This is a genomic window from Anoxybacteroides voinovskiense, from assembly GCF_014196205.1.
GTDB lineage: Bacteria > Bacillota > Bacilli > Bacillales > Anoxybacillaceae > Anoxybacteroides > Anoxybacteroides voinovskiense.
The window spans coordinates 12,443-39,300 of the sequence record NZ_JACIDE010000028.1; the positions used below are offsets into that span (position 1 = coordinate 12,443).

Genomic DNA, 26,858 nt, shown 5'->3' on the forward strand with positions numbered 1-26,858 from the left:
TTACACCTCAAATTTGTAGCCGATTCCCCATACCGTCTTAATGAACGAACCGGCTTGCTTTAGCTTAATTCGCAACGTTTTAATATGGGTATCGACCGTTCTTGCGTTGCCCGTATAATCATACCCCCAGACGCGAAGCAATAAGTCTTCGCGGCTAAATACTTGTCCAGTATGTTTGGCAAGAAAAAGAAGCAAATCAAACTCTTTTAACGTCAACAAAATGGCTTCTCCATCAACCGCTACTTTTCGGCCTTTTTCATCGATGAAAAGCGAGCCGAAGGACAAGTCGTCTGTTTTTTTCGTTTGCGATACCCTGCGCAACACTGCCTCAATGCGGGCAATGAGTTCGCCAGGGCTAAATGGCTTCACGATATAATCATCGCCGCCAAGCTTAAAGCCCTTTACTTTATCCCATTCTTCCCCTCTTGCGGTTAAAAAGACGATCGGCACGTCCGAACGTTCACGAATCCGTTCACATAACGTAAATCCATCGATGGTTGGCATCATCACATCAAGCAACATTAAATCCACTTGCTTTGTATGCAATAGCTGTAATGCTTCTTCTCCATCTTTTGCTTGCAAGCAAGAAAACCCTGAGTTTTCTAAATACATGCCTACTAAAAAACGCATGTCTTCTTCATCATCGACTATAAGAATCGTCCGGTTCTCCATCGTCATCTCCCTTCCCGAATGAGTAATTGAAACGGACCTTTCCCTGTTTTATATTGCCGAACGGACCGCAACGTCTGTTGGTCGACAACGTCAATTACATCCCCATCGTAGCTCGCAATGTATAAATACTTATTTCCGCCAATCATCGTAAACGGATTGACTCCAACCGTCAGCGACACCGCTTTCGTTCCTGTTTTGTCCCATTTTCGCACCGTATTAGAGCCGTGGCTTAAGGTGAAAATGCCGTTGTCCGTTTCTACAAAACTAATCGGCATTGCCGGCGCTGCAATGGTTTTCTTTAACTTCCCATCCAATGAATATACATGAATGTTCGTTTCAACCGTGCTACCGCTTCCGTGCCCGCCAACCCAAAGCTCTTTCTCTCGTACTAGCCCGCCAAGCGCTGATTTTGGAACGGAAAACGTCGCAACCATTCGGCGTTTTCGCACATCGATGATGTCTGCTTTTGCGTCATGGAAATCGATTACGTACACTTTCCCATCTTTTGTTTGTAGCAACGTCAGCGGCTTTTTCCCTACGCGAATCGCTGCTTCTTCCTTTCCTTCGACAGTAAAGATACGCAATTTTTGCTGTTGTTCGTCGGCTAAAAACACCTGTTTCCCGTCAGACGAAACGAGGGCGCTGACGATTCCTTTTCCTGTGTTCCATTCGCTTTTTCGTTTTCCTGTGGCTAAATCATACACATATACTTGCTCTAGTTCGTTTCCATACAACAGCAGTTCTTGACCGTGCTTAAGCAGCACACCACCTTTTACTGGCTCACGTATCTCCCATTGCGTATACTTTTTTTCCCGAGTCAAATCAAAAAACGTGACCGTTCCGTCTTTTATATTGACGCTAATCAACGTTTCCATCTGGCGTGGAATCGGGGGAAACGCTTGATGTTGGCAGCTTGCAAGCAACAAACAGAGAAAAAGAATGAAACGACGCATATTCTCCCCCCCTTTTTTTCCTATCGATTATACACAAAGACTGTGAAATGTTTGTGAAAAATACAAAAAAATTTTTTGTCCTCCATGATTTTTTATGCGAAAATGTTATTTTTAACAATCTCTCTCTTTCCTATTTAAGGATTTTCCATTTATAATAATATCATGTATGGTTGGAACGATCGAGGTGAATACGTTTGGAGTCTTCTAGAGAAAAATTAATTGCATTTTTAGAAGAACATTTGCACGATTTTTTAACACACTGGCGGAAGCATATGTATATTGCGGAAAATGATAAATATATTGACCATATCGAACAAAATGGGGTCGCTGTTTTCCAACTAGTGAAAGAAGTATTGAAAGGTCCGCTTCGGCTTAGCGAAATCCGATCACTAGCAGAGAAAGTGGCGAAGCAACGGGCAGAGGCAAACATTAATATTGGCGAATTCGTATACAACACAAACCTCGGCCGCAGTTTAATCGTTCGTTACGCCCTTCGCTCAGGGCTGCCGATCGAGGAATTGCAACCGTTAGTTGATGATATTAATCATTTGTTTGACCAGTTTTTGTTTTATGCGGTCGCAAAATATACCGAACTGAAAAATGCAGAAATTCAAGAAAAAAATTTATTTATCTCGCAATCTCATAAAGATCGATTGACGTTGCTCGGGCAAATGTCGTCTAGCTTTGTGCATGAATTTCGCAATCCGCTGACAGCGATTATGGGATTTGTGCAGCTATTAAAATTTGAACATCCGAACTTAAAATACTTAGATATTATCGATCATGAATTGCAGCAATTGAAATTCCGCATTTCTCAATTTCTTCATGCTGCGCGCAAAGAAACGACGGAACAACAAAAAGAAATTATTTTTCTTGAGCAGCTATTAGAGGAAATTATCGCATTTTTATATCCAAGTTTTATTGAGGCTGATGTTGATGTTTCGACAGCGATTGATCCGGAAGCAAGCGTCTACGGGTTTAAAGACCAATTGAAACAAGTGGTTATGAACATTCTTTTAAACTCGATTGAAGCGGTAAAAGAACGCGAGAAACGGCGCCAAATTTCTGTTCACGTAACCGCCACCGAAGAAAATGTGCAAGTAGTTATTGCAAATAACGGACCGATGATTCCACCGGAAACGGTTCAAGCGATTTTCGAACCGTTTTTCACGACGAAAAAACTTGGAACAGGTATCGGGCTTTACGTGTGCAAAAAAATTATTGAAGATCACGACGGACAAATTACGTGCACATCGAGTGAACAGTTGACGTCGTTTGCGATTTCTTTCCCTTTAAAAAAGGAAAACTCTCTCCCAGTTTAGGAGAGAGTTGTTTAATGCGCTGGTTTACGAAATCCGGCTGCTTGCGCTTCTTTTTCCGTACAAAACATCACTTCCGCTTTTGTCGCGTTATATTGGGGGCTGTTAGGGACGTGATAAATTTTTTCGCCATTTTTCGTGATGTTCCCTTTGATTCTCGGGTTTGGGCACGCGGCTGTTTGGGAGCGGACTACTTCCTCACGAAACCCTCGGTCGGTCGCGTAATCTTCAATCGACCAAATATTTAGCCGCTTTTTCCGCGCTTTTTCTTGGATATGCCGGAATTCATCAACGTATTTCGTATTTGGCTCAAATACGTACGCCACGCGCGCATAGCCTTTTTCCAACAGCAGTTCATTTACCATCGTTTTTCCGAGCCATACGTACGCCAGTAACCTCCCATATTTATCTCGCTCGCGCACGTCAAGTTCTAAGTCCACCTTCGTTCCCTGTGGCAATAAGCTTTTTACAAAAGCGCTTGCTTCTGGTCCAAACGGCTGCACCGGCTTCGTCGGATGGACAGACTCTGGCGTATCAACAAGCAATAGCCGCACCGTTTCTTCTTTTTTTCCAATGTGCACTTTTAATGTATCCCCATCGATGACGCGTTCGACCGTTGCTGGCACTTTTTCTGGCGTGGACTGGCAGCTAGCTAAAAAAAGTAGGGCAATACTGCTTAGCAACAAAAAAAGATATTTTTTCACTTTCTCCCCTCCTCTCGTTTTTTATCGTATCGCATTTCTCACGTTTTTTCTATTATATATATTATTAAAATATTTTGTTTATTATTAAAATAGTAATATTTACGGAAAAATTTATTATTAAAACAAATAAAATATTTTTATTTTTCTATTTTTATATAATTTTATTGACTGATAGATATTTTCTAAAATAAAATATTTGCGTAATCATCATGAAGTAGGAGGAGAGTAAATGGGAGCAGTACCGAACACACAAGAGATGCTTCAAGCGCAAAGCAAAAAACATCCTCCAGGGCTCTATTTATTGTTTTTCACAGAGCTTTGGGAGCGGTTTAGCTATTATGGAATGCGAGCTATTCTTGTTCTTTATTTGACAACTGCGCTTGTTAGCGGTGGGCTTGGTTTTAAAGAAAGCGTTGCCATGAGCATTTACGGCTTTTTTACAGGAGCTGTTTATTTTACACCGATTGTCGGTGGCTATTTGTCTGACCGCTTTTTAGGTCGTCGGTTGGCAATTACCATCGGCGGGGTCACCATGGCGATCGGAAACTTTATTTTGTTTGCGATTCATACGAAATTAGGATTATACGCAGGTCTTTTATTATTGATTATTGGGAACGGGTTCTTTAAACCGAACATCTCAACGCTCGTTGGTGAGTTGTACGGACCAAACGATAAACGCCGCGACGGAGCATTTACGATTTTCTACATGGGCATTAACACGGGGGCATTTTTGGCGCCGCTTGTGTGCGGATTTTTAGCAGAAGATTACTTTAAAACAACGATTGACGGCGTTGTTCATTATGGGTTTAAGTACGGCTTCCTTGCCGCATCAATCGGGATGGTTATCGGTCAGTTGCTTTTCAACGTATTTGGTAACCGTTATTTAGGAGAAATCGGCAAAGCGCCGGTCGGAAAATCCGCGACTCATACGGCGGAAAAAGCACCGTTAACAAAGAAAGAAAAGCAACGTATTGCTGTTATTTTAATTTTAGCATGCTTTATCGTTTTTTTCTGGGCTGGTTTTGAACAAGCGGGAAGTTCGTTAACGCTATATACAGATAAATTTGTCGACAAAACAATCGGTAGCTGGACGGTACCGACCTCGTGGTTCCAATCGCTGAACCCGTTCTTTATCGTCGTATTGGCACCAGTGCTTTCATCGCTATGGTTAAAACTTGCCAATAGCAAACGCGGTGATTTGCCAATTCCAACAAAAATGGCCCTTGGGATGATTTTGCTTGGGCTTGGATTTGCGGTCTTACTTCCAGCTGTCTTACAAACAGGAAGTGACGAACACCATATTACGACAAAAGCGAACGTCTTCTTTATCGTCTTCACATATTTCTTGCATACGCTTGGTGAACTTTGCTTATCGCCAGTCGGTTTATCAATGGTAAGCCGCATTGCACCTGTTCGTCTAGCTTCCCTAATGATGGGCGTATGGCTAGCAGGAACAGCTGTTGCTAATATTTTAGCTGGACAGCTAGCGGCCTTTACTGAATCGTTAGGATATTTAGAAATTTTCAGCTTAATTGGTGCGGTGACAATTGGGCTTGGATTTGTCTTATTGCTTCTTTCGAAAAAGCTTGTCCAAATGATGGAATAAAATTCGCGGGTACGCCCCGCGAATTCTATTTATGTGTCAACATCGTCGTGACGATGCCGACAACGGTCACGACAAGAAAAGATTGTAAAAAAGAAGCGCCCGGCACGATGAGGCTTCCGATGGTAATGACAATCGCGTCAATGACAAAAATAATGATTCCAACGTTCCAGTTCGTTACCTCCGCGATAAATTGTGCAAGTAAATCGGTTCCGCCTGTGCTTGTTTCTTCTCTTAACATCATGCCAATCCCTGCCCCGACTAATATCCCGCCTGCTACTGAACTTGTCAGTACATCTAATTGAACAGTGCCGCGAAGCACGGACAAGACGTCAATCATGAACGAGGAAAACAATAGCCCGTGCAAACTATTGTAAAAAAACGGTCGATAATAAAACCAAGCAATCATGTAGAGCGGAATGCTTAAACAAATAATTGCCGCTCCTACTTTCACGTTCCATATGTATTTAATAATTAGCCCAATTCCAATAATTCCACCGTCCAATAAATGGTGCGGCACTAAAAAAACGTTAATTCCAATGGCTAATAGCACACTTCCGATGCCGATTGCCGCTATTTTTTCTCTCATGAAAGCCACCTCAGTTTTTCGTTTATACTAAAATATATGGGTGCCTTCTCTCGACTTGTCTGTTTTGTCCAATAAAAAAATAGCTTGGCTTCATACCAAGCTACTTAGTCATGTTTTTGTGTTTTTTGTTCGTCGTCGTCGATAATTCCTTTTGTTGCGTTTTTAAATTCGCGCAATGTTTTTCCTGCGGCTTGTCCAAGTTCTGGCAATTTTTTCGGTCCGAAAAGTAAAAGGGCAAAAAACACGATTAACGCAATTTCGCCAAATCCGATATTCATGTGATTCACTCCATGGATTTTTTATTTTCTCTCTCATTATAGCACAACTTGAAAAGAAGTCGCTATTTTTTCTCGTGTAATGCGTCGTCAACCGCTTTAGCTAATTGCTTAGCGCTCTCTTTTGGGGAATTTGCTAAGCTAATCGCGCTAATGACCGACACCCCGTCCGCTCCAGCGCGTATTACTTCTTTTGCATTATCTGCTGTAATCCCGCCAATCCCGACGATTGGGATCGTGATGCCTTGCTCACGTAAATGGCGGAGCACTTCAACCCCTTGCGCTTCTTTCGCATCCGTTTTCGTATTCGTTGGAAAAATTGGACCGACGCCAAGATAATCAGCTCCTTGCTCAATGGCACGTTTCGCTTCGTCTAAATTATGGGCCGAAACACCGAGAATTTTAGCGCCGATTTTCCGTCGAACGATATCGGCTCGTTCGTCTTCTTGGCCAATATGCACCCCATCGGCATCTAACGCAAGCGCTAACTCGACATCGTCATTGACGAGAAACGGAATGCTGTACTTTCGACAAATCGCCTGCAACTCTTTCGCGAGCGCAACCTTTTCCGCCCCCGAAAGCGCCCCGTGTCCTTTTTCACGAAACTGAAAAAACGTAATACCACCTTCAATTGCTTCTGTTAACACATCAAATGGATGTTTTTCGCAATTATTACTTCCCATAATAAAATAGACGCGCAATTGCTCTTGTAATTGCTTTGTAGAAATTCGTTCCATTGTCGCTCCCCTATCTAACAAACGTCTTGCGATACGCCCAATGATTGGTCGGTCCGTGTCCGTGTCCAATGCCTAGCTCGTCTTCAATCGCTGCTTGGATAAACGCTTTTGCTGTTTCGACCGCCTCTTTGACCGTACGTCCTTTGGCAAGTTCGGCCGTGATGGCAGCCGCAAACGTACACCCTGTTCCGTGCGTATGCATCGTTTCGATTCGTTTGCTTGTAAAATAGGAAAATTCATGACCGTCATACAACAAATCGACCGCTTCTTCTCCGTCGTCATCGTGCCCGCCTTTAATGACGACATGTTGCACCCCAAGGTCATAGAGGCGCTTCGCTGCTTCGCGACGGTCATCTAACGTCCGAATTGTCCGGTTCGTTAATACTTCTGCTTCTGGAATGTTCGGAGTGACAACCGTCGCCAACGGCAATAAATACGTTTTTAGCGCGTGTACCGCTTCTTGTTGTAAAAGCGGGGCACCGCCTTTGGCGACCATGACGGGGTCAACGACAAGTCGGTTGAGCTGAAATTGTTTGATTTTTTCCGCGACTGCTTGAATGATTTCTGCACTAAATAACATGCCTGTCTTCACCGCATCCGCCCCTAAATCGGTGCTGACCGACTCGATTTGTTGTACAACAGCTTCAACCGGAAGCGGATAGACGCCTTGGACGCCGAGCGTGTTTTGCGCTGTTACGGCTGTAAGTGCGGACATGCCGAACACTTCTAATTCTTGAAACGTTTTTAAATCGGCTTGAATGCCAGCTCCTCCCCCACTATCCGAACCAGCAATCGTTAACGCTTTATATACGTTCATCCTCCCACTTCCTTTTTCGCGAATATTGATCAAGGACTCCCCTTCGTCAAAAAGGAGGTCACCATTCATTTTCATCGATTTTTTGCCGCTACTTAGACGATTTCAATCGAACCATAGCGCACGATGTCATCGGTTCCGATGTTTGCCAGCTGATTTAAAAAGGCGATTTGGAAGCTTCCAGGTCCTTCTGCATTGTTTGCTGCTATTTCGGCTGCCACACCATAGTATGTCAGCGCAGCCGTCGCCGCGTGCACGGCGTTTTTTTCCACCGCAACAAACGCTCCGATAACAGACGTCACGAGGCAACCTGTTCCTGTTACTTTCGTTAACATCGGGTGTCCGTTCCGGATGAGGTATGTCGTATGTCCGTCGGTGACGACATCTTCTTTTCCAGTAATCGCAACAACGGTCTTCAGCTGTTGGGCCGCCTTTTTCGCTAAAGTGACGACATCGCCGCCGCTTTCGCCAGCATCGACCCCTTTAATCGTCCATTGCTCGCCAATGACGTTGGCGATTTCCGCCGCATTGCCACGAATAATTGACACGTTTAGTTCACGCACTAGTTTACGAGCAGTTTCCGTGCGATACGGAGTTGCCCCAGCTCCGACTGGGTCGAACACCACTGGAACACCGTGTTCGTTCGCTGCTTTTCCAGCGATAAGCATCGCTTCGATTTCCGTTTCGTTTAGTGTACCGATATTTAATACAAGCGCCCCGGCAATTTTTGCCATATCGGCTACTTCTTCTTTCGCATACGCCATCACTGGCGAAGCGCCAAGCGCAAGCAAACCGTTCGCTGTAAAGTTGGTGACGACGACATTTGTAATGTTATGAACGAGCGGATTCGCTTTCCTCACCTTTTCTACTACACTGGCTACATACTGCACATTCATGATCGTTCCCCCTCGTATTGTATAATGAATCGCCAAAGCGAAGGGATAAAAAAACACTTTGCGCATAGGCAAAGTGTCCGCATTTTTCACCTTCCCTGCGCTGGCATTACCCAACAGGTTCAAACGGTCAACGGCGGATTAGCCGTACTCTCAGCTTGATTCCACAAGCTCCCGCTATTTACAAGCAAAGTCTACTCCTTCTTTAGGCAAAATGCAAGGAAAACTTATCGTTGTTTTCGCTCCGCGACGTTTGTTTCCTCAGGCAAAAACGGCAACGCCTTCGGCAAATTAAACAAATCTAAATCGATAATATAACGTGGACGACGTTTCGTTTCTTTGTAAATTTTTCCGATATACTCGCCAATTAAGCCGAACGCAATCAATTGTAACCCTCCAAGCAACCAGATGGAAGTAATAAGCGATGTCCATCCTGTTTGCGTATGACCGGTAAATTTTAAAAAGAGAAAATACGCCCCGAATAAAATGCTGACAAAAAAAGAAAGAAAGCCAATAAGTGAAATAAAACGGATTGGCGTAATGCTGAAAGAAGTAATGCCATCGAGCGCAAATGCAATCATTTTCTTGAGTGGATATTTCGTCTTTCCAGCAAACCGCTCTTTTCGGTCATAAAAAACAGCTGTTGAACGAAACCCTAACAGCGGAACGATGCCGCGCAAAAACAAATTCGCTTCTTCAAACCGTTCTAATTCTTCGACCGCCCTCCGGCTCATGAGTCGATAATCGGCGTGGTTATATACAAGCTGAACGCCCATTGCTTTCATCGCTTGATAAAACCATTGAGCAGTATGGCGTTTAAAAAACGTATCCGTATCGCGTCGGTTGCGAACGCCGTATACAATTTCATATCCTTCATGAAATTTCTTTACAAATTCACGAATGACCGAAATGTCATCTTGCAAATCGGCATCGATGGAAACGATGCAATCCGAACGAGTTTTGGCCGCAAATAGACCGGCAAGTAACGCCTGCTGATGTCCGGCGTTGCGGGAAAGCTTCACCCCTTTCACTTCCGGGTAGTGCAAACTTGCTTTGTAAATAATCGTCCATGTGGTGTCGCGACTCCCGTCATCGACAAACAATAACGTACTTTGAACGGAAATAAGCCGTTCGTTAATAAGTTGGTCGCGAAGTGCACGCAGCTGCCGAATCGTTTCTGGAAGAACTTCTTCTTCATTATAACAAGGGACAACAACGGTCAATATCGGTTCAGTCATTGCTAGCGCCTCCTCGTGCAACTTTGTATAAATAAATGTCCCATGCGGATTGTTTCGAATGAAACACTTTTTCTAACACTAACTTGTTGCTCGCTGCGTTTTCAATCGGAAGGGCAGATAAAATGTACCGCCCTCCCATGTCGTAAAAGACGTCCGTGTTCAACTGCAAGTGTTTTATTTTTTTCTTTGTACTTTTTTTAAACATATAGTTTTTCCCAAGTTCCGCAACAAATAGATAACAACGTCCGCCCCATGTATCAAAGTATTCGCGAAGCGTTGGATTTTTAGCAAGTTCATGTGCAATGATTTGCCGGAATCGATGTTTATACGCAAGCGGATAAAAATTATTGTACGTATCGAGCGTATAAAATCCGTTGTATTGCGCGATCGCTGGATGAATGCCGATACTTGCCACACGGTAACTGTTTACCGGTCGATTGATATACCGCTTAATTTCCGCAAATTGCTTTTCCGCATAAAATTGTTGAAACGACGGTTTGTTTCGGTAGACGATTTCCTCATTAAATGCTGTTAACACAATCAGTTGTGCTACTACAGCGATCAACGTGAGTTTCCGCCAGCGTTGTTCCCATATTATTTTTAACGAAAGGGCAAATAGTACGTAAATCACCATCGGCCGTAAAAAATGGTAACGCGCGAAATTAAATTTATCGAGAAACGTAAACCGTTCTGTTAACGGAAGCCAGCCTTTATAAAACCAAAACGCATACCACGCCGAAAGGGCAAAGTTTAAGAGATGAAGAAACAAAAACATTTTTTCTTCTTTCCATAATTTCTTTTTCCAAACGATAGATAAGGCAACGAATGAGATGGGCAAAATCACCAGTCCATGTACGGTCATGACGTGCGTATGGCCGAGGGCGTAGTTTTTCAACGTTAACCGAACGGCTCGCCAAAACGAAAGGCTGGCGTGAAAATATTCATCACGGCTTGTCGGCTCTTTGGAAAATAAAAACGAATGAACGAGCCGATATTCAATCGCGAAATAAAGGGTTGTCATGTATACAATTGCGAAAAAAAAGCGAGCGTTCCACCGTCTGTATCGAATCACATCGACGAGCCACCAGATGCCCATAGCGCTCAAAAAAAAGAAAAAGCCGAGTACGAAACTAGAATAAAACGGCAATAATGTAAGCACGACATAGTTCGTGAATACACGTTCTCCGGCACGAATATTTAATAACGCCCATAACGCTAGCGGCATGCCGAGCGTACTAAGCATGCCGGATGGCCAAAATGGAGTTAGCGCGAACGCAAGCGACACCCCAGTGCGAATCCATATTCCATCAGGTGCTTTTATGACATATTTTTTCAATAATAAATACATCCCGATAAATGCCACTATTCTCGTAATCGCTTGACTCACTCCGTAAGCGTAAATGGAGGGCAAAAGGGCATGCAGCCAGACAATTCCGCTAAACTCTGTGCCGAACGCATTTCTCGGCAATCCGTTAATAATTTGCGGGATCACTGCATGAATCGACCCAAATAGCTCTCCGCTCGTTGTAAGCACTTTGTACCACGCGATATTGGAGTCTAAATTATCATGCACGCGCATATGGGCATGCTCCCCAAAAAGAAAATACGGGGATACAAACAGCATAATCGCAAGAAATGAGAAGAAGAGCAGTCGCTTCTCCATTGCCGGCATTTCTTCTCCTCCTCATCTGTCCAACGTTTTTTTTATTTTTTAACAAAATGGGGAAGTTATGCATTTAATTTTTTGTGGGCACATCTCCCGCTTTTTTTCATATAGTATGGTGACGATACTGAACTGGAGGAGACATTGGATGGATAAAATTGGAAAGGATGAGTTTGTTTCGGGGTTTGTTCCACACCACAACCACGGCTCCGTCGACTACACGTCTGTAGAAGTCGGGCACGTTCACCAATGTTTAGACATTACTTCTCCGCCGATTCCAACAGAAGATGGAGGGCATATCCATTATACAGAAGGGTATGTTATGTTCGAAAACGGCCATACTCATTATTATCGTGCTTACTCCGGTCCTGCCATTCCCGTTGGCAATGGTATGCATGTCCATTACTATGACTTTTACACTTCCGAAGATGCTGGCCACCGCCACCGTATAACCGGCGTCGACAAACCCGCACCGGGGACGAAGTGAGGCTGTGTCAAAAGGGCGTCTCTCTTCAAAAAATGCGATATATAAGCTTTGCGACAGTATATATGTTGATAAAAAAGGGGGTCCGTTACTTTTTGGACACCCTCTCGCTTTTAATGTATGTGCTTAATAATTGCACCATCTCCCCCACACTTCTTACCGTGATGTCGGCATTTACGCCTGTTTCGTGTGGATCGATGTAGATTGTTTGGCAGCCGAGTTGTTTCGCTGGGAGAATGTCGTTGCGCCAATTATCGCCGATGCTCATGATTTCCTCGTAACGAACGTTAAATGTTTGGCAAAGCTCTTGCAAATGTTTCGCAGTATGTACCGGTTTTCCCGCTTGGAAAATCTTTTGATGAAATATATCTGCCAGTCCAAGTTTTGCGAGAATCGCCTCGCTGTCTAGTTTCGGGCTATTTGTCATCAATACGAAAAAAAGGTGCTCGCGCAGTTGGGTGAGCAACTCAGCTAATCCAGCCGTTCGCTTCATTGTGAAGTGTGGACTCATCATAAACGTTCTTGTTTCGAGAAACGCGGCGTACGTTTCTTCGTTCGTTAAGCCGTAATGGCGGCCAATGGTGCTTGGCACCCACCATAAATCGCCAATGCTTAGCATATTGTCTAAATCGACCGATATTTGTTTAGGATAGTGTTTTTGTATCGCATCATCCGACCATTTCGTGCCATCCCATTCGTAAACAGCATAGACGTAATGGTCGCTATCTAAAAAAAGGATGACATCTTCTTTCGCATTGTAGACACTTCCAATTTTAAGCGGATGAACTCCTGCAAGTACCGCGTGATAGTCTTGCCAAAAAAGCGCTTGTTTCTCTTTCTCCAATCGTTCTGCGATTCGTTTCGCATAGTAATCAAAATGGTGCGTATCTTCATACAATGTGCCGTCTAAGTCGAAAACAATAACTTTCAACATTTCTCTCCCCCACTATTTTTTATTTTGTTAGAGTTGATGTTGTTTATTTAGAACATAGTTTTGTAAAAATATTTTCCTTTGTGAGAAAACGCCGCCCTCTAAAAGGAACGACGCTTTGCACTGAATCCTCGGTGAGAAAGTCGTTGCGTTTTACACCACTGCCCGAATTTCAATACCTTCTCGTTGCAACGTCTCATGCAATTTTTTCGCAAACGCTAAAGCGTTCGGACCATCCCCGTGAATACAAACGGTTTCTGCTTGAATAGGAACATCGACGCCTTGTAGCGTGCGAACATACCCTTCGTTCACCATTTTTATTACTTGGGCGACTGCTTCTTGTTCGTCTGCAATAAGCGCTTGCGGGGCATTTCTTGGCGTCAACGAGCCGTCCTGTTGATACGTCCGATCGGCAAATACTTCGCTCGCCGTTCGCAATCCGATTTTCTTTCCCGCGGCGATTAGCTCGCTTTTAGCTAATCCGTATAAAATGAGTGTCGGATCGACATCATATACTGCTTGAGCAATCGCTTTAGCAAGCGACGGCTCTTTTGCCGCCAAATTGTATAACGCTCCGTGCGGCTTAACGTGCGTCATTTTCCCACCTTCCGCTTGGACGAATGCCGATAGTGCGCCGATTTGGTAGACAACATACGCGTATGCTTCATCCGGTGTAATTCTCATTGCCCGTCTTCCAAACCCAAGCAAATCAGGAAACCCAGGATGTGCGCCAATCGCTACCCCTTTCTTTATCGCCATTTGCACCGTTTTTCGCATTACAAGCGGATCGCCCGCATGAAATCCGCAAGCGATGTTGACCGACGTCACATAATCCATTATCGCTTCATCGTTGCCAAGCTGGTAAACTCCAAAACCTTCCCCCATATCGCAATTCAAGTCAATCCGCGCCACGAGCTTCCCTCCATTTATTTCTAATCATCATTTTCCATCGTCGCATGTCGTGCTCGCGCTGAACGTAGAGCCGTTCTGCCTCCCGCCATGTCGTTCGTTGAAACTGAATGTACTGTCCAGGACGCGCTTGGGCTAACGTCGGCAAATCAACCGCTACCACTTGCGCAATGCGTGGATAGCCCCCCGTCGTTTGCCGGTCTGCCATTAACACAATCGGTTGCCCGGATGGAGGTACTTGGATGGTGCCAAACGTGACCGCTTCTGACACCATCTCACGAGCATTGCACGTTTCTAGTTTTTTTCCGTACAGTCGATACCCCATTCGGTCGGAACTTGTAGTCACTTCATACATAGATGAAAAAAATTGCTCCTTGCTTTCAGGCGTAAACATCGCATACTCTGGTCCTTCCACGACGCGTACTGTTTTTTGCTTTCCTTTTATATACGACTGCGCCCAGTACGGAATGCCCCAATTTAGCGATGGCAAGTCGACAACGTCGGGAAGAAAAAATTCGTCCCCTTTTTCGAGCGGTCGCCCGTTGTAGCCACCGATTGCTGCTTTCCTATCCGTCGAACGGCTATTCATCACAAGCGGAACTTGCCATCCTCCGGCTACAGCGATATATCCTCGATATCCTTGCCGGCAAGCACCGATTTTCAGCACATCCCCTGCATGAATGCGGATTGGCCGCCAGAGCGAAACAGGCTGTTCATTTAGCGTACAAAAAAAGTCCCCACCGCAAACCGCGACGATTGTTTCGATGGCAAAATGAAGCGTTGGACCAACCATCGTGATTTCTAATGTCGCTTCATCCCCTTCATTGCCGACTAAAAAATTCGCGATACGGCTTGCGAAAGCATCCATTACCCCGCTGACGGATACGCCGTCCTTTTGAAATCCCCACCGCCCTAAATCTTGCACAGTTGTTAAAAAGCCGCCATCAACGACACGAACCGTCATCGTTTTTCCACATCCTATACTCTTTTTCGGTCATCGGTCGAAATCGCACGATATCTCCTGCGCACAATAAACTCGGTTGGCGATGGGTAGGACGAAACAACGAAAGCGGCGTTCTCCCGATAATTTGCCAGCCGCCCGGTGTCGCAAGCGGATAAATACCTGTTTGTCCACCGGCGATGCCAACGGAGCCGGCAGGAACAACACGGCGAGGGGTTGCGCGGCGCGGAGTGGCAAGCTCCAGAGGCAATCCTCCTAAATAAGCAAACCCTGGCGCAAAGCCAATCATATATACTTTGTATCTCGCTTCTGCATGAAGCCGCACGACTTCTTCTTCGCTTATTCCATGATATCTCGCCACCTCAGGCAAATCAGGTCCAAACTCTCCGCCGTAACAAACGGGAATAACTATTGTACGTGCTTTTGGTTGTATCGTTTCTTCCATTTGTTCTAGCCATCGTTTCGTTTGATTGCGTACTTGTTCGTACGTTCCGAGCACAAGCGGGTCATAATAAATCGTTACCGAGGAAAAAGTCGGTACTACTTCCACTATTCCCTTGATCGATTGCTTCTCAAGCCAACGAGCAAATTGATGAGCGTTATCATTCACTTCTTCATTCATTTCATCAGAAAAACGAACCGTCAGGGCGTATTCGCTTAACGGAAAAATCATTTCGGACGCCCCCCTAGATCATACAAAATGGATGAAAGCGTATCAATGACATCGGTAGCCAGTACACTAAGCGGCGAATGCCCATGTTGCACGAGCCAATCTGCCGCTTTCCCGTGAATAAAGACAGCGTTGCTGACGGCTGCTTGCACCGATGCATGCTGCATAAGAAACGCGACGATGATTCCTGTCAATACATCACCGCTTCCACCTTTGGCAAGCGCGGGGTTGCCGGTAGTGTTGATGTATTGTTTTCCATCTGGCGTTGTCACGATCGTATACGGTCCTTTTAAGACGACATATATCCCATAATCTGTCGCGAGTTGCTTGCTTAGTGTAAAGCGGTGCTTCTCAACATCTTGAATCGATAATTGAAGCATACGCGCAAGCTCTCCAGGATGCGGCGTAACAACCGTTGGCTTCGTTCGCTCTTTTAAAAGGGAAGCATACTCTTCCCAGAAAAAGAGCGCATCGGCATCAAGGACAACCGGTACATCTTGTGCAAGCGCTGCTTGCACTACTTGTTTCGTCCCTTCCGTTCGTCCCATCCCTGGCCCTACGGCAATCGCATCGATAGCTAGTGAAGCAACGTCCATCGCACCAGCAAAATAGCCGTTTTCCGCTCGGCAAGGAAGAAGCATTGCTTCCGGTATTCGGTTTGCAACTACCGGGTAAATATCGTCTGGAATCGCCATCGTCAATAATCCCGCCCCGCTGCGAAGCGCCGCTTTCGCCGTTAGCGTAATCGCTCCTGGCATCTGGTGTGAGCCGCCAATGACGAGCACTTTCCCGTGCGTTCCTTTATGAGAGGAACGTTTTCTGACGGGGAACGTCCGCTTCACGTCCGACTCTGTCCACAGTTGGCGAAATGAAGCTGTTTCTAGTGCACGTGGCGGGATGCCAATATCGACAACGATTAATTCCCCATAGTAATCTGCCGTCGGAAACAGATAGGCGCTCAGTTTTGGGCATTGAATCGTAATCGTTACATCCGCTCGAATGGCGATCTCTACTTCGCCGCCATCCGCCGGAACACCGCTTGGAAGATCGATGGCGTATACTGTTAATGAATCGATACGATTAACTGCCTGTATGACTTCTTGATAAGGAGACCTTACTTGTCCTTTAGCACCGATGCCAAGCAATGCGTCAACGACTACGTCATAACGTTCCAATGGCAACGGATGCGCCATGTAATTTTTAACTTCATATCCGGCATGTTGATAAATGTCTAGCGCTCGTTTCGCCGCCCCTTTCATTTTTTCACTTGATGGAATAAGCCATAAATCAACATTGTAGCCCTCGCTTGTTAACACGCGAGCAATGACAACGCCGTCGCCGCCGTTATTGCCGCTTCCAGCTAATATCGCAATTCGATCGGTTTTGTCGAGGCGCTCACGCAATATCGTTGCGACCGCTTGTCCTGCGTTTTCCATTAACGTATCTTCACTAATGCCTACTTGCTCGATTGTATACTGGTCGATTGCATACATTTCCGAAGCCGTTACGATTCGCATCGCTATCCTCCTTTTTCTTTTTATTATACAAAAAGACTGCTCTCAACAAATACGCTTATAGAAAAAATGCTTTGTCCATTTTGTCGAATTATGATAAGATGACGACAGAGGCATTTCCTCAAACTCCTCTTTGCATTCCTCGTCGGAAATGTCGTATACCTCTAGGATGAAAGGCAGGTGAAGCAGGCGTGCAAGAGCAACTTCTCCTCCAACTCGTTAACCTCGTGCAAAACTTAGCAACAGACATGCAGTGGATAAAGCAAGAAATTCAAACAATGAAGCAAGAGATTCAAACAATGAAGCAAGAGATTCAAACAATGAAGCAAGAGATTCAAACAATGAAACAAGAGATTCAAACAATGAAACAAGAGATTCAAACAATGAAACAAGAGATCAATGAACTAAAAGAAAAAGTGAACAAGCAGGAAGAAGACATTCGTTGGTTGAAAGAGCAGATGAAAGAAAATACGGCGATGATTAAAGCAGTACGAGACAATCAGCTAGAGCAACGAAGCATTCAAGACGCGATGCAGCACGAAATTGCTCACATTCGTGAAGAAATGGCGACAAAAGGCGACATCGCCTACATCCACGAACGACTTGACTATCAACTTAGTCGTATTGCACGTGCGGAAGAAGAAATCCATATGCTAAAGAAAGCAAACTAACAGCGAAACCGTCGTTCCTCGTTTTGGAACGACGGTTTCATTTTGGCGTTTTACTTAACTGCATTCTATCGAAAACGAACGAATAGTTTGCCTTTTATTTTTGCACTTTTTCTAAAAATGCTAACATATGCTGAATATATTCCTGTTTATACATAGCAAAACTTTTCACATGCTTCGCTTTTTCGGTGAGCCAAAGTTCAAATACGTCTGGATGTTTGTTGTACATCTTTACACTTTCTTCATATGGAATAGATGGGTCGGCTTTGCTATGAATAAATAAGATCGGACGTGGGGCAATTGCATCGACCGCTTTGATTGGGATAGATTGTGCTGGATCTAAATCAGTAATCATCGGAATAAGGGTAATGATTAAGTACGTAAACGGAACGTTCGGTAAATGCGTCCATACAGGCATATATGTGCGCAAATACCCTTCTAAATCGCTAAACGGGCTGTCAGCAATAACCGCTTTCACATCTTTATCCATTCCTGCCGCTAAAATCGACGTTGCCGCTCCCATCGATACCCCATAAAGAGCAATTGGCTCAGCGTAATGTTGCTTTGCATAATCAATGACACCAAGCAAATCATATTTTTCTTTTGCACCAATCGTTGTCATGTCTCCTTCGGACTCACCGCTGGCGCGAAAATCAAACATGATGACGCGATATCCTTCGTCTGTTAGTGCTTTAGCAATTGGCAAAAACGGCACATTTGGTTCGTATCGGTTGCCGCCATAACCGTGCGAAAAAATAACGGTCATTTTCGCTTGTTTCGTTGGCTCAATCACCCATCCTTTCAGCTTTAATCCGCCATCTTTGCTTGTAAACGTGACATTTTCATAAGCCATTCCATACGCTTTCGGTGTTTCGACGACTGCCTTTCGCTCTTTATGCGTCAAATTCCAGCCGACGTAAATCGAAATGGCAACACACGCAATCGCTGCAAGTAACAATGCTCCGATGAGTGATGGTACAAGCCACTTTCTTGTCTTACGTTGCCTTTCTACCTGTATTTGCATCGTCCTCACCTCTCTTTTTTCCCATTATATCGCGAACGAAAGCAACAATGAACAAAAATGTATATCGATGTGGTACAATAAACAAAATGTCTTTCGCGAAAGGAATGAGATCGTTGGCTTTTACACATACGTTTACGAAAGAAGAGGAAATCGTTCATGCGATTACGCATGGGGTTGGTGCGGTGTTTAGTATCGTGGCGCTTGTTATTTTGACGGTCGTGGCTGCGATGTACGGAAATGCATGGCACGTCGTTAGTTTTACGTTGTTTGGAAGCACAATGCTTATTTTGTATTTGTCATCGACAATTGTGCACTCGTTGCCAGAAGGACGCTGGAAACGGTTGTTTGAAATTTTCGACCATTCGGCGATTTATTTTTTTATTGCGGGCACGTATACGCCGTTCTTATTTTTAGCAGTGAAAGGTGCGATCGGTTGGACGCTGTTTGGCATCGTCTGGGGGCTTGCGCTGATCGGAACAGTATTTAAGTGTTTTTTCGTTAATCGCTTTTTGTACACATCAACAATCATTTATATTGTGATGGGCTGGTTGATTGTATTTGCATGGAAACCGCTCGTTTCCGGTCTTTCCCCGGAAGGAGTCGCCTTTTTGGTGGCTGGCGGGATTTTATACACGATTGGCGCGCTGTTTTACGTTTGGCGCGGCTTTAAATTTCATCATGCGGTCTGGCACTTGTTTGTGTTAGGTGGGTCTGTTGCTCATTTTTTTGCGGTGTTTGTTTTAATATAAGGCAAGGACCCGACTTGGTACCTTGCCTTTTTCTTTTATACTTCTACCTCTTTCGTTTCGTTCATGATGACATCAAAATAACGAACCGATAACATCTCGACATCGAATAAATTGCATCCCCAAATATGCTGTAAAAAGAGTCGGGCGATGAGTTGTTTTCGTTTGCTTCCTTCCGCTTCTTTTAGCGCGACGACACTTAAATACAAGTCGCAAAGGCGATTGGCGATTTTTTTGGCGTGATACGTTTGCACGTCTTCTGATTGTCCGTACAGTTTTTGAAGCGACTGCACCAATTCACGCAGCCCACTTTCCACTGGTGCCGCAAATGCACGTATTTCACTAGGAAGTGCAGCTAGTTGTGCGTTTATTGTTTGAATAAATGCTTCATGAATGCGATACTTGCGAATAAGACGCAACACTTCGAGTCCTAAAATGTTTGCTGTTCCTTCCCACACCGTCAACACCTGTGCATCACGAAGCAAACGCGGGGTGACGAAATCTTCAATGTAGCCGTTGCCGCCATGCATTTCAATCGCCTCATGAGCAAATGCAATCGCTTCTTCGGCTGTGCGCATTTTTAAAAGCGCAATTAATAAGCGGTTCCACGCTTTTTCTTGTTCAGATGCTTGCTGCGGCGTGCGCATCACACGGTCAAAAAAGGAAATGAGCTCAAAACAAGCGCTCGTTTGCACTTCTTGGCGCGCCGTTAAGTTCGCTAGCGTTTCTTTCACCATCGGATACGATGTAAGCGTATACCCAAACGCTTGACGATTGACTGCGTATTGCTTCGCCTCTTCTAGCGCCCGCTTCATGATGCCGATCGAAGCGACGGCGTTGCAGACGCGCGATAAATTGAGCGCTTCCATCATATAGTAGAACCCTTTTTTCGCATCGCCAATTAAATAGGCTTTTGCCCCTGCAAATACGACTTCCGCCGACGGAACTGCCCGTACACCAAGTTTATCTTTTAAACGCCGGATTTGAATGCCGTTTAACGTGCCATCGTCGTTGCGCCACGGCACTAAAAATAAACTAAGCCCTTTCGTCCCCGCCTCGCTTCCGTCGATGCGCGCAAGCACTAAGGCAACCCCGCACATGCCAGCGTTGCTCGCAAAATATTTTTCCCCATAAATTTCATAATGGTCACCGCATAAAACAGCGCGTACTTCATTAGCACCGACGTCCGAACCGCCTTGCCGCTCGGTTAAAAACGTCGCACCTTCATATAGCTCGACTTCGCCAGTAGAAATGACGTGCGGCAAATATTTCGCTTTCATTTGTTCGTCGGCAAAATGCTCTAATACGTACGCCGTTGCCATCGTGAGCGTCACCGGGCAATAAAACCCCGGCTCGACTTGTGATAACAAATAGCCTTGGGCATACGAGTAAATGTAATTGCCAACACGGCCAAGCGCAGGAATCGGTTTATGGACATAGCCGACAATGCCTGTTTCATACGTTTCTTTTATTGTTTGTTTATATCCTTCGTTCACCCATATTTCGGAAATATCGTTACCAAAACGGTCATATTTGATGAGCCGCGGCTGTCCTTCGCGGTCGGTATGTACCGCGCGCCGGTCGATATCGGTCATGCAGCGTTGCCAAAACTTCTCTAACTCTTCTTCCGCATACGCATAAAACTCTTCGTCTAAATATTTTTTTAAATTGGTAAGTAAGTTCGGATCAACTTCTCGTAGCTGTTTCATTATGCATCCCCCTCAACACTTGTTTTAATATTTTTCCTGTCGCATTGCGCGGGAGTTCAGGAATTGCTTCGTATAGCTTTGGAATTTTATAGTCTGCAAGTTTATCAGAAAGAAAACGTTTACATTCTTCCGCAAGCTGCTCGATTGGCTCTTTTGTGACGACAAACGCTTTCACCGTTTCCCCCCATTCTCGATGCGGCACACCAACAACTGCTACATCAACAATGGCTGGATGTAGCTTTAACGCATCTTCCACTTCTTTCGGATAAACGTTCACTCCACCGGAGATGATCATATCTTTTTTTCGATCGACAATCCAAATGTATCCATCTTCGTCACGTCGCGCTAAATCGCCTGTATATAGCCAGCCGTTTTTCACCGTTTCCGCTGTTTTTTCTTCGTCTTTATAGTAACCTTTCATTATGCCCTCTCCAGCCAATATGACTTCACCGACTTCTCCTAGCGAAACTTCTTGTCCTTGTTCATCGACAATTTTTACTTCGCAATGAAGGGCAGCATCTTTTCCCACGCTCCCTGCCTTTGTCGCATGTTCTTCCGGTGATAAATACGTCCCGTTCGGTCCAGCTTCCGTTAATCCGTACAAACACATGAGTCGATTCGTGCGAAACTGTTTGGCGACAAATTGCACTTCATTTGCTGATAATGGTGCACCGCCATACGTCCAATATTGGACGGACGATAGATCGTATTCGTGAAGTCGTGGATGTTTTGCGGTGAGTAAATAGGCGACTGGTGCTCCGAAAAAGTGGGTAACTTTATGTTTCGTGATTAGCTGTAACAATGCTTCTGGAGAAAACGTTGGTGATAACACATGGGTGGCCCCGACGTACATACCGCCGACAAAAAATAAATGAAGCGGCGCGGAATGACTAAGCGGCATCATATGCAACAGTCGGCTATGCTTATCCATTTTCGTTTCTAGCGCCATCATCGTTGCGACGGCTAAAATGTTGCGATACGTGAACAAAACCCCTTTTGGACGCCCCGTCGTTCCTGACGTATATAAAATCGTCGCTTCGTCATCTTCTTTCAGCGGACAAACGATTGGAGAGGCATCGCCGTTTGCAATCAGTTGCGTTAACGACCGCCAACCTTCTGTTGCTTCCCCTGTTTTCAGCCAGATGACATCCTCTTTACCAACAAGCGAGGCAAGTTCTCGATAAATCCATTCGTGGGCGATGACTGCTTTCGCTTCGCTATGGTCAATAATATATTGCACTTCTTGGGCAGTTAGCCGCGCATTAATTGGTACGATGATCGCTCCAAGGCGCAAGACAGCAAAATACGCATATACAAATTCTTTCACATTTGGCATATACAATACGACTTTATCGCCTCGTGTGATGCCGAGCGAAGCAAGCGAAGAAGCGAGCCGATTGACCGTATCGTCTACTTCTTGATAAGAAAGCGATACGTCCCCATCAATTAGTGCTATTTTATTCGGAAACTTTCGCGCATTGCGCGCTAACAACTCGGAAATGTTCATTCGATTCCCTCCAGTTTTTGTAATCGTTCGCGAAAATCTGCCAAAATCGCCTCCATTTCTTGTTTTAACTGCATTAAATCCTCAATTCGCTCCGTCACCTCCTTTAACTTTTGTTCGCCGTATGCGATTGTTTTTTCCAGTTGTTTTCGACCAGTGCGATCGTTGTCAAACAAGCTAATCATTTCGTGAATTTCTTCTAACGAAAAACCGAAACGTTTCCCGCGTAAAATGAGCTTTAAGACGGCTCGGTCTTTTTTCGTATATAGCCGCTGGCCCGACTCAGTGCGGATCGGTGAAATGAGCCCACGTTCCTCATAATAGCGAATCGTTCGTGTGCTAATATCAAACTGCTCAGCCAGTTGGGAGATCGTATAATAGTTCATTCTCTTCACCTTTATTTTTAAATTTTCTGAATTTTATTTTAGTTTACGTTTACGTAAAAGTCAACAAAATAAAATAGATATACCGTATATGCTGCGATTTTGCTTACCAAAAATCGTTCAACTTTCTCCTCTTTTTAATCTGAACCTGATTTTACATAAATGATGATAAAATTGGTTTCGATGCTTTCCTTCTCAAAAAGATTGGGAGAATGGTAGCTGAATACATCTTTACTCATGCTCGATATTCAAAACAGCTATTTTCCTAGATAAAATAACAAAGGGGCTGACCCAAAAGTCCGCTAAAAAGCGGACTTTTGGAGTCAGCTTTCTTTACTTTTACATATTTTATTAAACAAAAGGGCGATTTTTCCCCTTTTGTTTCCATTACTTATGCCGCTAACGCCCTTTGTTTGTCCTTAGCAGCTTTCTTGAGGAGATTATGGGCAGTGCAAATAAGCCCCCATTCTATCGAAATTTTTTGGAGGCCTCGGAGGACAAAGCGGCGAAATCCGCGATTTTGCTTGATTTGCCCAAACACACTCTCAATGTCGGTTTGGCGTTGGCGGTACCGTGCTTGTCCTTCTTCACTTTCCAATCGTTCACGAGCCTTTTGTTTCTGTTCGTGATAGACAGGATTCCACTGCATGGTACGCCCATATTTGGAAGTTGTGCAGGCTGAACGGAACGGGCACCTTTCACATTCGTGGCATTGGTAGTGATGGATGACCGAAGTATATCCTGATTCTGTGGTCTGCTTCGAAGTTCTTGTACGAACCAGTTTTTTCCCGTTCGCACAAATCCAAACGTCCTCTTCTTGGTTATATGTCCAGTTCTGTGGATGGTGCGGGTTCTTCTTGACTTTGCGTGTGTTCTCTTTCTCATACGTGTTGTACTTGATAAATGCGGAAATGTTTTTTTCTTCGAGTTTCACGTAATTTTCCTCGGAACCATAGACAGCGTCAGCGGTCACGCGTTTTGGTACCACCCCATACTTCTCTTGAACCGTTTCTAGGTGTGGCAGAAGGCAACGAGTATCGCCAGGTCTCTGGTGAAGCGAATACCCCAAAATGAACGGATCGGAAGAACCCACTTGTACGTTATACGCCGGCTTCAGTTGGCCGTTTCGCATGTGATCTTCTTTCAAACGCATGAATGCCGCATCCTCATCCGTCTTGGAGTAACTGTTGCGATCTCCGCATACTTGAAGTTGGAGTTCGTATTTTTCGCTGCGAGGCAAATAGTCCTTCTTCATTTTTTTGACAGCCTTCTTCAATGGTCGGTTGTCCGGCTCGACCTCCAACCGTTTTTCCCACTCCTCGGTTTTCTCTCGGATCTCTTTTGACGTAAAAGCAGGCGAAGCGTCGATTTCTTCCGCATTTTCTTCTTCCACGATCGCATCGATCTGGGCAATGAGCTGATCCACATTGGCTTGTAATTTCTCTTGGTACTTCTCGGCGGATTTCCGCCAAACGAACGTGTATGGGTTGGCATTCGCTTCAATTTTCGTCCCATCCACGAAATAGTCTTCCATGTTGACATAGCCGTCTGCGACAAGCAGGGTGATCATTTCTCGGAACAAGTCGTCCATCAGCCCTTTCATCCGTTCCGAACGAAATCGGTTGATGGAACGGAAGTCCGGCTTTTGAAACCCACTCAGCCACATGAGCGGAAGATGAACTTCTAATTGTCGAGCAATTTCTCGACCATGATACATTTTTTGGGTATACGCGTAGAGGATAATTTTCGTCATCATTTTTGGATGATAAGAAGAGGTGCCGCCGCCTTTATAGTAAGGAAGAAACGCCTCCATCGGAATGCACTCGACCATTTCGTGAACCACATGAGCCATATTATCCGGTGGAATGAGATCGGCAATATTGCTTGGCAACGTGAGGTTATCCATGGTATACTCTTTAAAAGAAATATGATGATGTTTCATAAAAGAATCGCTCCTTTTCCGGCGATAGTTGTTGTGGTGACTCTATTCTACCAGAAAACGAGCGATTCTTCTATTTTAGTGTAAAAAAAGGGGCTAATCCCAAAACGCATTCGCGTTTTGGGTCAGCCCCTTTTTTTAAAGCCATACTTGTTGTCTTCTACTCCACATATATCATTTTCCGTGTCATTCCTCCATCGACAATCAATTGAATTCCCGTGACAAAATGATTATCAGGGTTCGTCAAATACAAGCAAGCGCGGGCGATATCTTCCGGTTTCCCGACTCGGCGGGATGGATGCTGGATGTGGTCTTCTGGCCGAAGCTGCTCGTAATCGCCCGTTTCAATCCATCCTGGACAAATGGCGTTGACCGTAATTCGATCAGGACCGAGCGAAACGGCCAAGGCGTGCGTCAATGACAAAATGCCGCCTTTGGAAGCAGCGTACGCCTCCGAGTTCACTTCCGACATGAGCGCACGCGTCGAAGAAATGTTCACGTCGCACCTCCTCCATTCGTCCGCATGATTTTCGCCGCTTCTCGCGAGCAAAGGAACGTGCCACGCAAATTTGTATTGATGACATCATCCCACTGTTCGACTGTGAGATCATATGGAGAAACGAAAACGCCAAACCCGGCGTTGTTAATGAGCACATCCATTCGGCCAAACGATTCCCCGATTTGCCCGAACATCTTCACAATGTCAGCTGGAACACTTAAATCGCATATGTATGGATGAACATCATATCCTTCCGCTTGCAGCCTGCTTGCGACCCGTTCCACTTCTTTTGCTTGATCGGTGGCGACAACCGTTGCGCCTTGCTCCGCGTACGCTTTCACTAGCCCGCGTCCGATGCCTCCCGCCGCTCCGGTAATGACGACGACTTTTCCTTGGTACATGCTTTGAATCCCCCTTCTTATTTTAATCATGTACTCCACTGAAACGGTAAATCGTTAAAAATGCCTCTGTTTATTTTTCGCCTGTCCGAATCGTTTCAATGAATTTGAACGACCAATCAAGCGCTCTTTTTTCCGATTCAGGGTGATAAAAACGCGAGAAAGGATCAGCAAACCCATGTGCGCCTTCCACCATCTCGATGTTCACGCCTGATGTGCACGATAATCGTTCCGTCAGCTGATGGACATCAACCGATGGCTCTTGTTCGGCAAACAATAAAAGTACAGACATTTTTGGACGCAAATCAGTATAGTCTCGAATTCGGGAACCGTAGTAGCCGATTGCTGCATCCCCTATCCCATCATATTCAGAGCATAACCATGCCACAGTGGCGCCGACGCTGTATCCCCAAAACACGACAGTTTCGTACTTCTGTTTTAAGGATTGCGCTAAATTTAAAGTTTGGTGTTTCGCCTGTTCAAATCCAATTTCATTTCGAAAATATTGATAAGCTTCTTTCTCATCATTGTAATGGAAAGCTTCCCTATTGAGCAAATTAGGGCAATAGACGTCATACCCTTGAGCAGTAATCATTTGCGCTGCATATTTCATATGATCATTGATTCCGTAGATTTCATGGATTAAGACTACAGCGACGTTTGAGTCGTTACAATGTTTCAACATAAAGTCTTTGTTCCCTCCCTCGAACGCGTCAAAATGACAAGGACACATTGCCGTTTCTTCGCACAATCCACTTCCATTTCACGGTTCATTATAGGAGATGCTAAAAAAGATGTAAACAAAAAATGGAATTTAAAGATAAATAAAGACTCTGTTAAAGGTAACTGTTGATATTTGAACCTTCTCTGAACTTTTGATATAATCCGATAGGAACAAATATTTGTATAAAGAACTTAAGTTGAGCAAAGCGATTAGCAACTTCTTAAAACACACCGACTAATTTGTAAATTAGCACACTATTCCAGAACTACTTTTTCAAATTATTTTGGATGAAAATCGGAAATACCGCGCAAAATGTTTGCGAATTCTCTCCGATT

Annotated in this window: 26 protein-coding genes and 1 pseudogene; 5 read left to right on the forward strand and 22 right to left on the reverse strand. The window is 44.7% G+C overall.

Annotated features, from left to right (window positions below; genetic code table 11):
- Positions 1-672 carry a response regulator transcription factor gene (locus GGR02_RS14935; protein ID WP_183185776.1) on the reverse strand — a complete coding sequence of 224 codons (672 nt, stop codon included), beginning with the start codon at positions 670-672 and terminating at the stop codon, positions 1-3.
- A 2-nt stretch (positions 673-674) separates the two neighbouring features.
- A complete protein-coding gene (locus GGR02_RS14940; RefSeq protein ID WP_183185777.1) occupies positions 675-1,625 on the reverse strand; it encodes a YncE family protein in 951 nt (316 codons plus the stop codon).
- 194 nt (positions 1,626-1,819) lie between these two features.
- Between GGR02_RS14940 and GGR02_RS14945 the strand changes: the two genes are divergently transcribed.
- Complete coding sequence (locus GGR02_RS14945) at positions 1,820-2,947, forward strand: histidine kinase N-terminal domain-containing protein (protein ID WP_183185778.1); 1,128 nt, start codon at positions 1,820-1,822, stop codon at positions 2,945-2,947.
- An 11-nt stretch (positions 2,948-2,958) separates the two neighbouring features.
- Here the strand turns inward: GGR02_RS14945 and GGR02_RS14950 are convergent, their stop codons facing one another.
- Positions 2,959-3,648, reverse strand: coding sequence for a thermonuclease family protein (locus GGR02_RS14950; RefSeq protein WP_183185779.1), 690 nt, complete (start codon positions 3,646-3,648; stop codon positions 2,959-2,961).
- Between the two features lie 229 nt (positions 3,649-3,877).
- Here GGR02_RS14950 and GGR02_RS14955 point away from each other — a divergent pair, with 229 nt between their 5' ends.
- Positions 3,878-5,254 (forward strand): peptide MFS transporter, encoded by a 1,377-nt coding sequence (locus GGR02_RS14955; RefSeq protein ID WP_183185780.1) that lies wholly within the window; start codon positions 3,878-3,880, stop codon positions 5,252-5,254.
- Between the two features lie 25 nt (positions 5,255-5,279).
- On the opposite strand, the gene GGR02_RS14960 is transcribed toward GGR02_RS14955, so the two are convergent.
- The 7 genes from GGR02_RS14960 to GGR02_RS14990 all read right to left on the reverse strand — a co-directional run bounded on the left by GGR02_RS14960 (position 5,280) and on the right by GGR02_RS14990 (position 11,469).
- A complete protein-coding gene (locus GGR02_RS14960; RefSeq protein WP_183185781.1) occupies positions 5,280-5,840 on the reverse strand; it encodes a YitT family protein in 561 nt (186 codons plus the stop codon).
- A gap of 104 nt (positions 5,841-5,944) precedes the next feature.
- The gene (locus tag GGR02_RS14965; RefSeq protein WP_183185782.1) at positions 5,945-6,118 is read right to left on the reverse strand and encodes a twin-arginine translocase TatA/TatE family subunit; all 174 of its coding nucleotides are present in this window, start codon (positions 6,116-6,118) and stop codon (positions 5,945-5,947) included.
- A 62-nt stretch (positions 6,119-6,180) separates the two neighbouring features.
- Positions 6,181-6,852, reverse strand: a complete 672-nt coding sequence (gene thiE / locus GGR02_RS14970) for a thiamine phosphate synthase (RefSeq protein WP_183185783.1) — start codon at positions 6,850-6,852, stop codon at positions 6,181-6,183.
- Between the two features lie 10 nt (positions 6,853-6,862).
- Positions 6,863-7,669, reverse strand: coding sequence for a bifunctional hydroxymethylpyrimidine kinase/phosphomethylpyrimidine kinase (gene thiD, locus GGR02_RS14975; protein ID WP_183185784.1), 807 nt, complete (start codon positions 7,667-7,669; stop codon positions 6,863-6,865).
- 92 nt (positions 7,670-7,761) lie between these two features.
- A complete protein-coding gene (thiM, locus tag GGR02_RS14980) occupies positions 7,762-8,562 on the reverse strand; it encodes a hydroxyethylthiazole kinase (protein WP_183185785.1) in 801 nt (266 codons plus the stop codon).
- A gap of 224 nt (positions 8,563-8,786) precedes the next feature.
- Positions 8,787-9,797 (reverse strand): glycosyltransferase family 2 protein, encoded by a 1,011-nt coding sequence (locus tag GGR02_RS14985; RefSeq protein WP_183185786.1) that lies wholly within the window; start codon positions 9,795-9,797, stop codon positions 8,787-8,789.
- Positions 9,790-11,469, reverse strand: coding sequence for a DUF6044 family protein (locus tag GGR02_RS14990; protein ID WP_183185787.1), 1,680 nt, complete (start codon positions 11,467-11,469; stop codon positions 9,790-9,792). The genes GGR02_RS14985 and GGR02_RS14990 overlap by 8 nt, the downstream gene beginning before the upstream one ends.
- Before the next feature lie 139 nt (positions 11,470-11,608).
- Here GGR02_RS14990 and GGR02_RS14995 point away from each other — a divergent pair, with 139 nt between their 5' ends.
- Positions 11,609-11,947 carry a YmaF family protein gene (locus GGR02_RS14995; RefSeq protein ID WP_183185788.1) on the forward strand — a complete coding sequence of 113 codons (339 nt, stop codon included), beginning with the start codon at positions 11,609-11,611 and terminating at the stop codon, positions 11,945-11,947.
- Positions 11,948-12,032: 85 nt separating this feature from the next.
- Here GGR02_RS14995 and GGR02_RS15000 read toward each other — a convergent pair whose 3' ends face one another.
- From GGR02_RS15000 to GGR02_RS15020, 5 genes are all read right to left on the reverse strand, one after another.
- Positions 12,033-12,878 (reverse strand): HAD family hydrolase, encoded by an 846-nt coding sequence (locus GGR02_RS15000; protein WP_183185789.1) that lies wholly within the window; start codon positions 12,876-12,878, stop codon positions 12,033-12,035.
- Between the two features lie 150 nt (positions 12,879-13,028).
- Positions 13,029-13,787, reverse strand: coding sequence for a 5-oxoprolinase subunit PxpA (gene pxpA / locus GGR02_RS15005; RefSeq protein ID WP_183185790.1), 759 nt, complete (start codon positions 13,785-13,787; stop codon positions 13,029-13,031).
- Positions 13,774-14,748, reverse strand: coding sequence for a 5-oxoprolinase subunit C family protein (locus tag GGR02_RS15010; RefSeq protein ID WP_183185791.1), 975 nt, complete (start codon positions 14,746-14,748; stop codon positions 13,774-13,776). Before GGR02_RS15010 ends, pxpA begins: the two co-directional genes overlap by 14 nt.
- On the reverse strand, positions 14,729-15,418 hold the full coding sequence (gene pxpB / locus GGR02_RS15015; RefSeq protein ID WP_183185792.1) for a 5-oxoprolinase subunit PxpB: 690 nt from the start codon (positions 15,416-15,418) through the stop codon (positions 14,729-14,731). The genes GGR02_RS15010 and pxpB overlap by 20 nt, the downstream gene beginning before the upstream one ends.
- Complete coding sequence (locus tag GGR02_RS15020) at positions 15,415-16,932, reverse strand: NAD(P)H-hydrate dehydratase (RefSeq protein ID WP_183185793.1); 1,518 nt, start codon at positions 16,930-16,932, stop codon at positions 15,415-15,417. The genes pxpB and GGR02_RS15020 overlap by 4 nt, the downstream gene beginning before the upstream one ends.
- A gap of 188 nt (positions 16,933-17,120) precedes the next feature.
- Here GGR02_RS15020 and GGR02_RS15025 point away from each other — a divergent pair, with 188 nt between their 5' ends.
- Positions 17,121-17,600: a hypothetical protein gene (locus GGR02_RS15025; protein ID WP_183185794.1), complete on the forward strand. Its 480-nt coding sequence runs from the start codon at positions 17,121-17,123 to the stop codon at positions 17,598-17,600.
- A gap of 94 nt (positions 17,601-17,694) precedes the next feature.
- Here the strand turns inward: GGR02_RS15025 and GGR02_RS15030 are convergent, their stop codons facing one another.
- Positions 17,695-18,621, reverse strand: coding sequence for an alpha/beta hydrolase (locus GGR02_RS15030; protein WP_183185795.1), 927 nt, complete (start codon positions 18,619-18,621; stop codon positions 17,695-17,697).
- A gap of 113 nt (positions 18,622-18,734) precedes the next feature.
- On the opposite strand from GGR02_RS15030, the gene trhA reads away from it, so the two are divergent.
- Entirely contained in the window at positions 18,735-19,370 is a 636-nt protein-coding gene (gene trhA / locus GGR02_RS15035) for a PAQR family membrane homeostasis protein TrhA (RefSeq protein WP_409978338.1), read from the forward strand.
- Between the two features lie 35 nt (positions 19,371-19,405).
- Here trhA and GGR02_RS15040 read toward each other — a convergent pair whose 3' ends face one another.
- The 6 genes and pseudogenes from GGR02_RS15040 to GGR02_RS15065 all read right to left on the reverse strand — a co-directional run bounded on the left by GGR02_RS15040 (position 19,406) and on the right by GGR02_RS15065 (position 26,484).
- Positions 19,406-21,076 (reverse strand): acyl-CoA dehydrogenase family protein, encoded by a 1,671-nt coding sequence (locus GGR02_RS15040; RefSeq protein ID WP_183185797.1) that lies wholly within the window; start codon positions 21,074-21,076, stop codon positions 19,406-19,408.
- Positions 21,054-22,583, reverse strand: coding sequence for a class I adenylate-forming enzyme family protein (locus tag GGR02_RS15045; RefSeq protein ID WP_183185798.1), 1,530 nt, complete (start codon positions 22,581-22,583; stop codon positions 21,054-21,056). Before GGR02_RS15045 ends, GGR02_RS15040 begins: the two co-directional genes overlap by 23 nt.
- Positions 22,580-22,966 carry a MerR family transcriptional regulator gene (locus tag GGR02_RS15050; protein ID WP_183185799.1) on the reverse strand — a complete coding sequence of 129 codons (387 nt, stop codon included), beginning with the start codon at positions 22,964-22,966 and terminating at the stop codon, positions 22,580-22,582. The genes GGR02_RS15045 and GGR02_RS15050 overlap by 4 nt, the downstream gene beginning before the upstream one ends.
- 388 nt (positions 22,967-23,354) lie before the next feature.
- Positions 23,355-24,905, reverse strand: coding sequence for an IS1182 family transposase (locus tag GGR02_RS15055; protein WP_183185800.1), 1,551 nt, complete (start codon positions 24,903-24,905; stop codon positions 23,355-23,357).
- Positions 24,906-25,062: 157 nt separating this feature from the next.
- Positions 25,063-25,802, reverse strand: a pseudogene (locus GGR02_RS15060) (SDR family NAD(P)-dependent oxidoreductase).
- 70 nt (positions 25,803-25,872) lie between these two features.
- A complete protein-coding gene (locus GGR02_RS15065; RefSeq protein WP_027409113.1) occupies positions 25,873-26,484 on the reverse strand; it encodes a dienelactone hydrolase family protein in 612 nt (203 codons plus the stop codon).
- Positions 26,485-26,858: the final 374 nt, after the last annotated feature.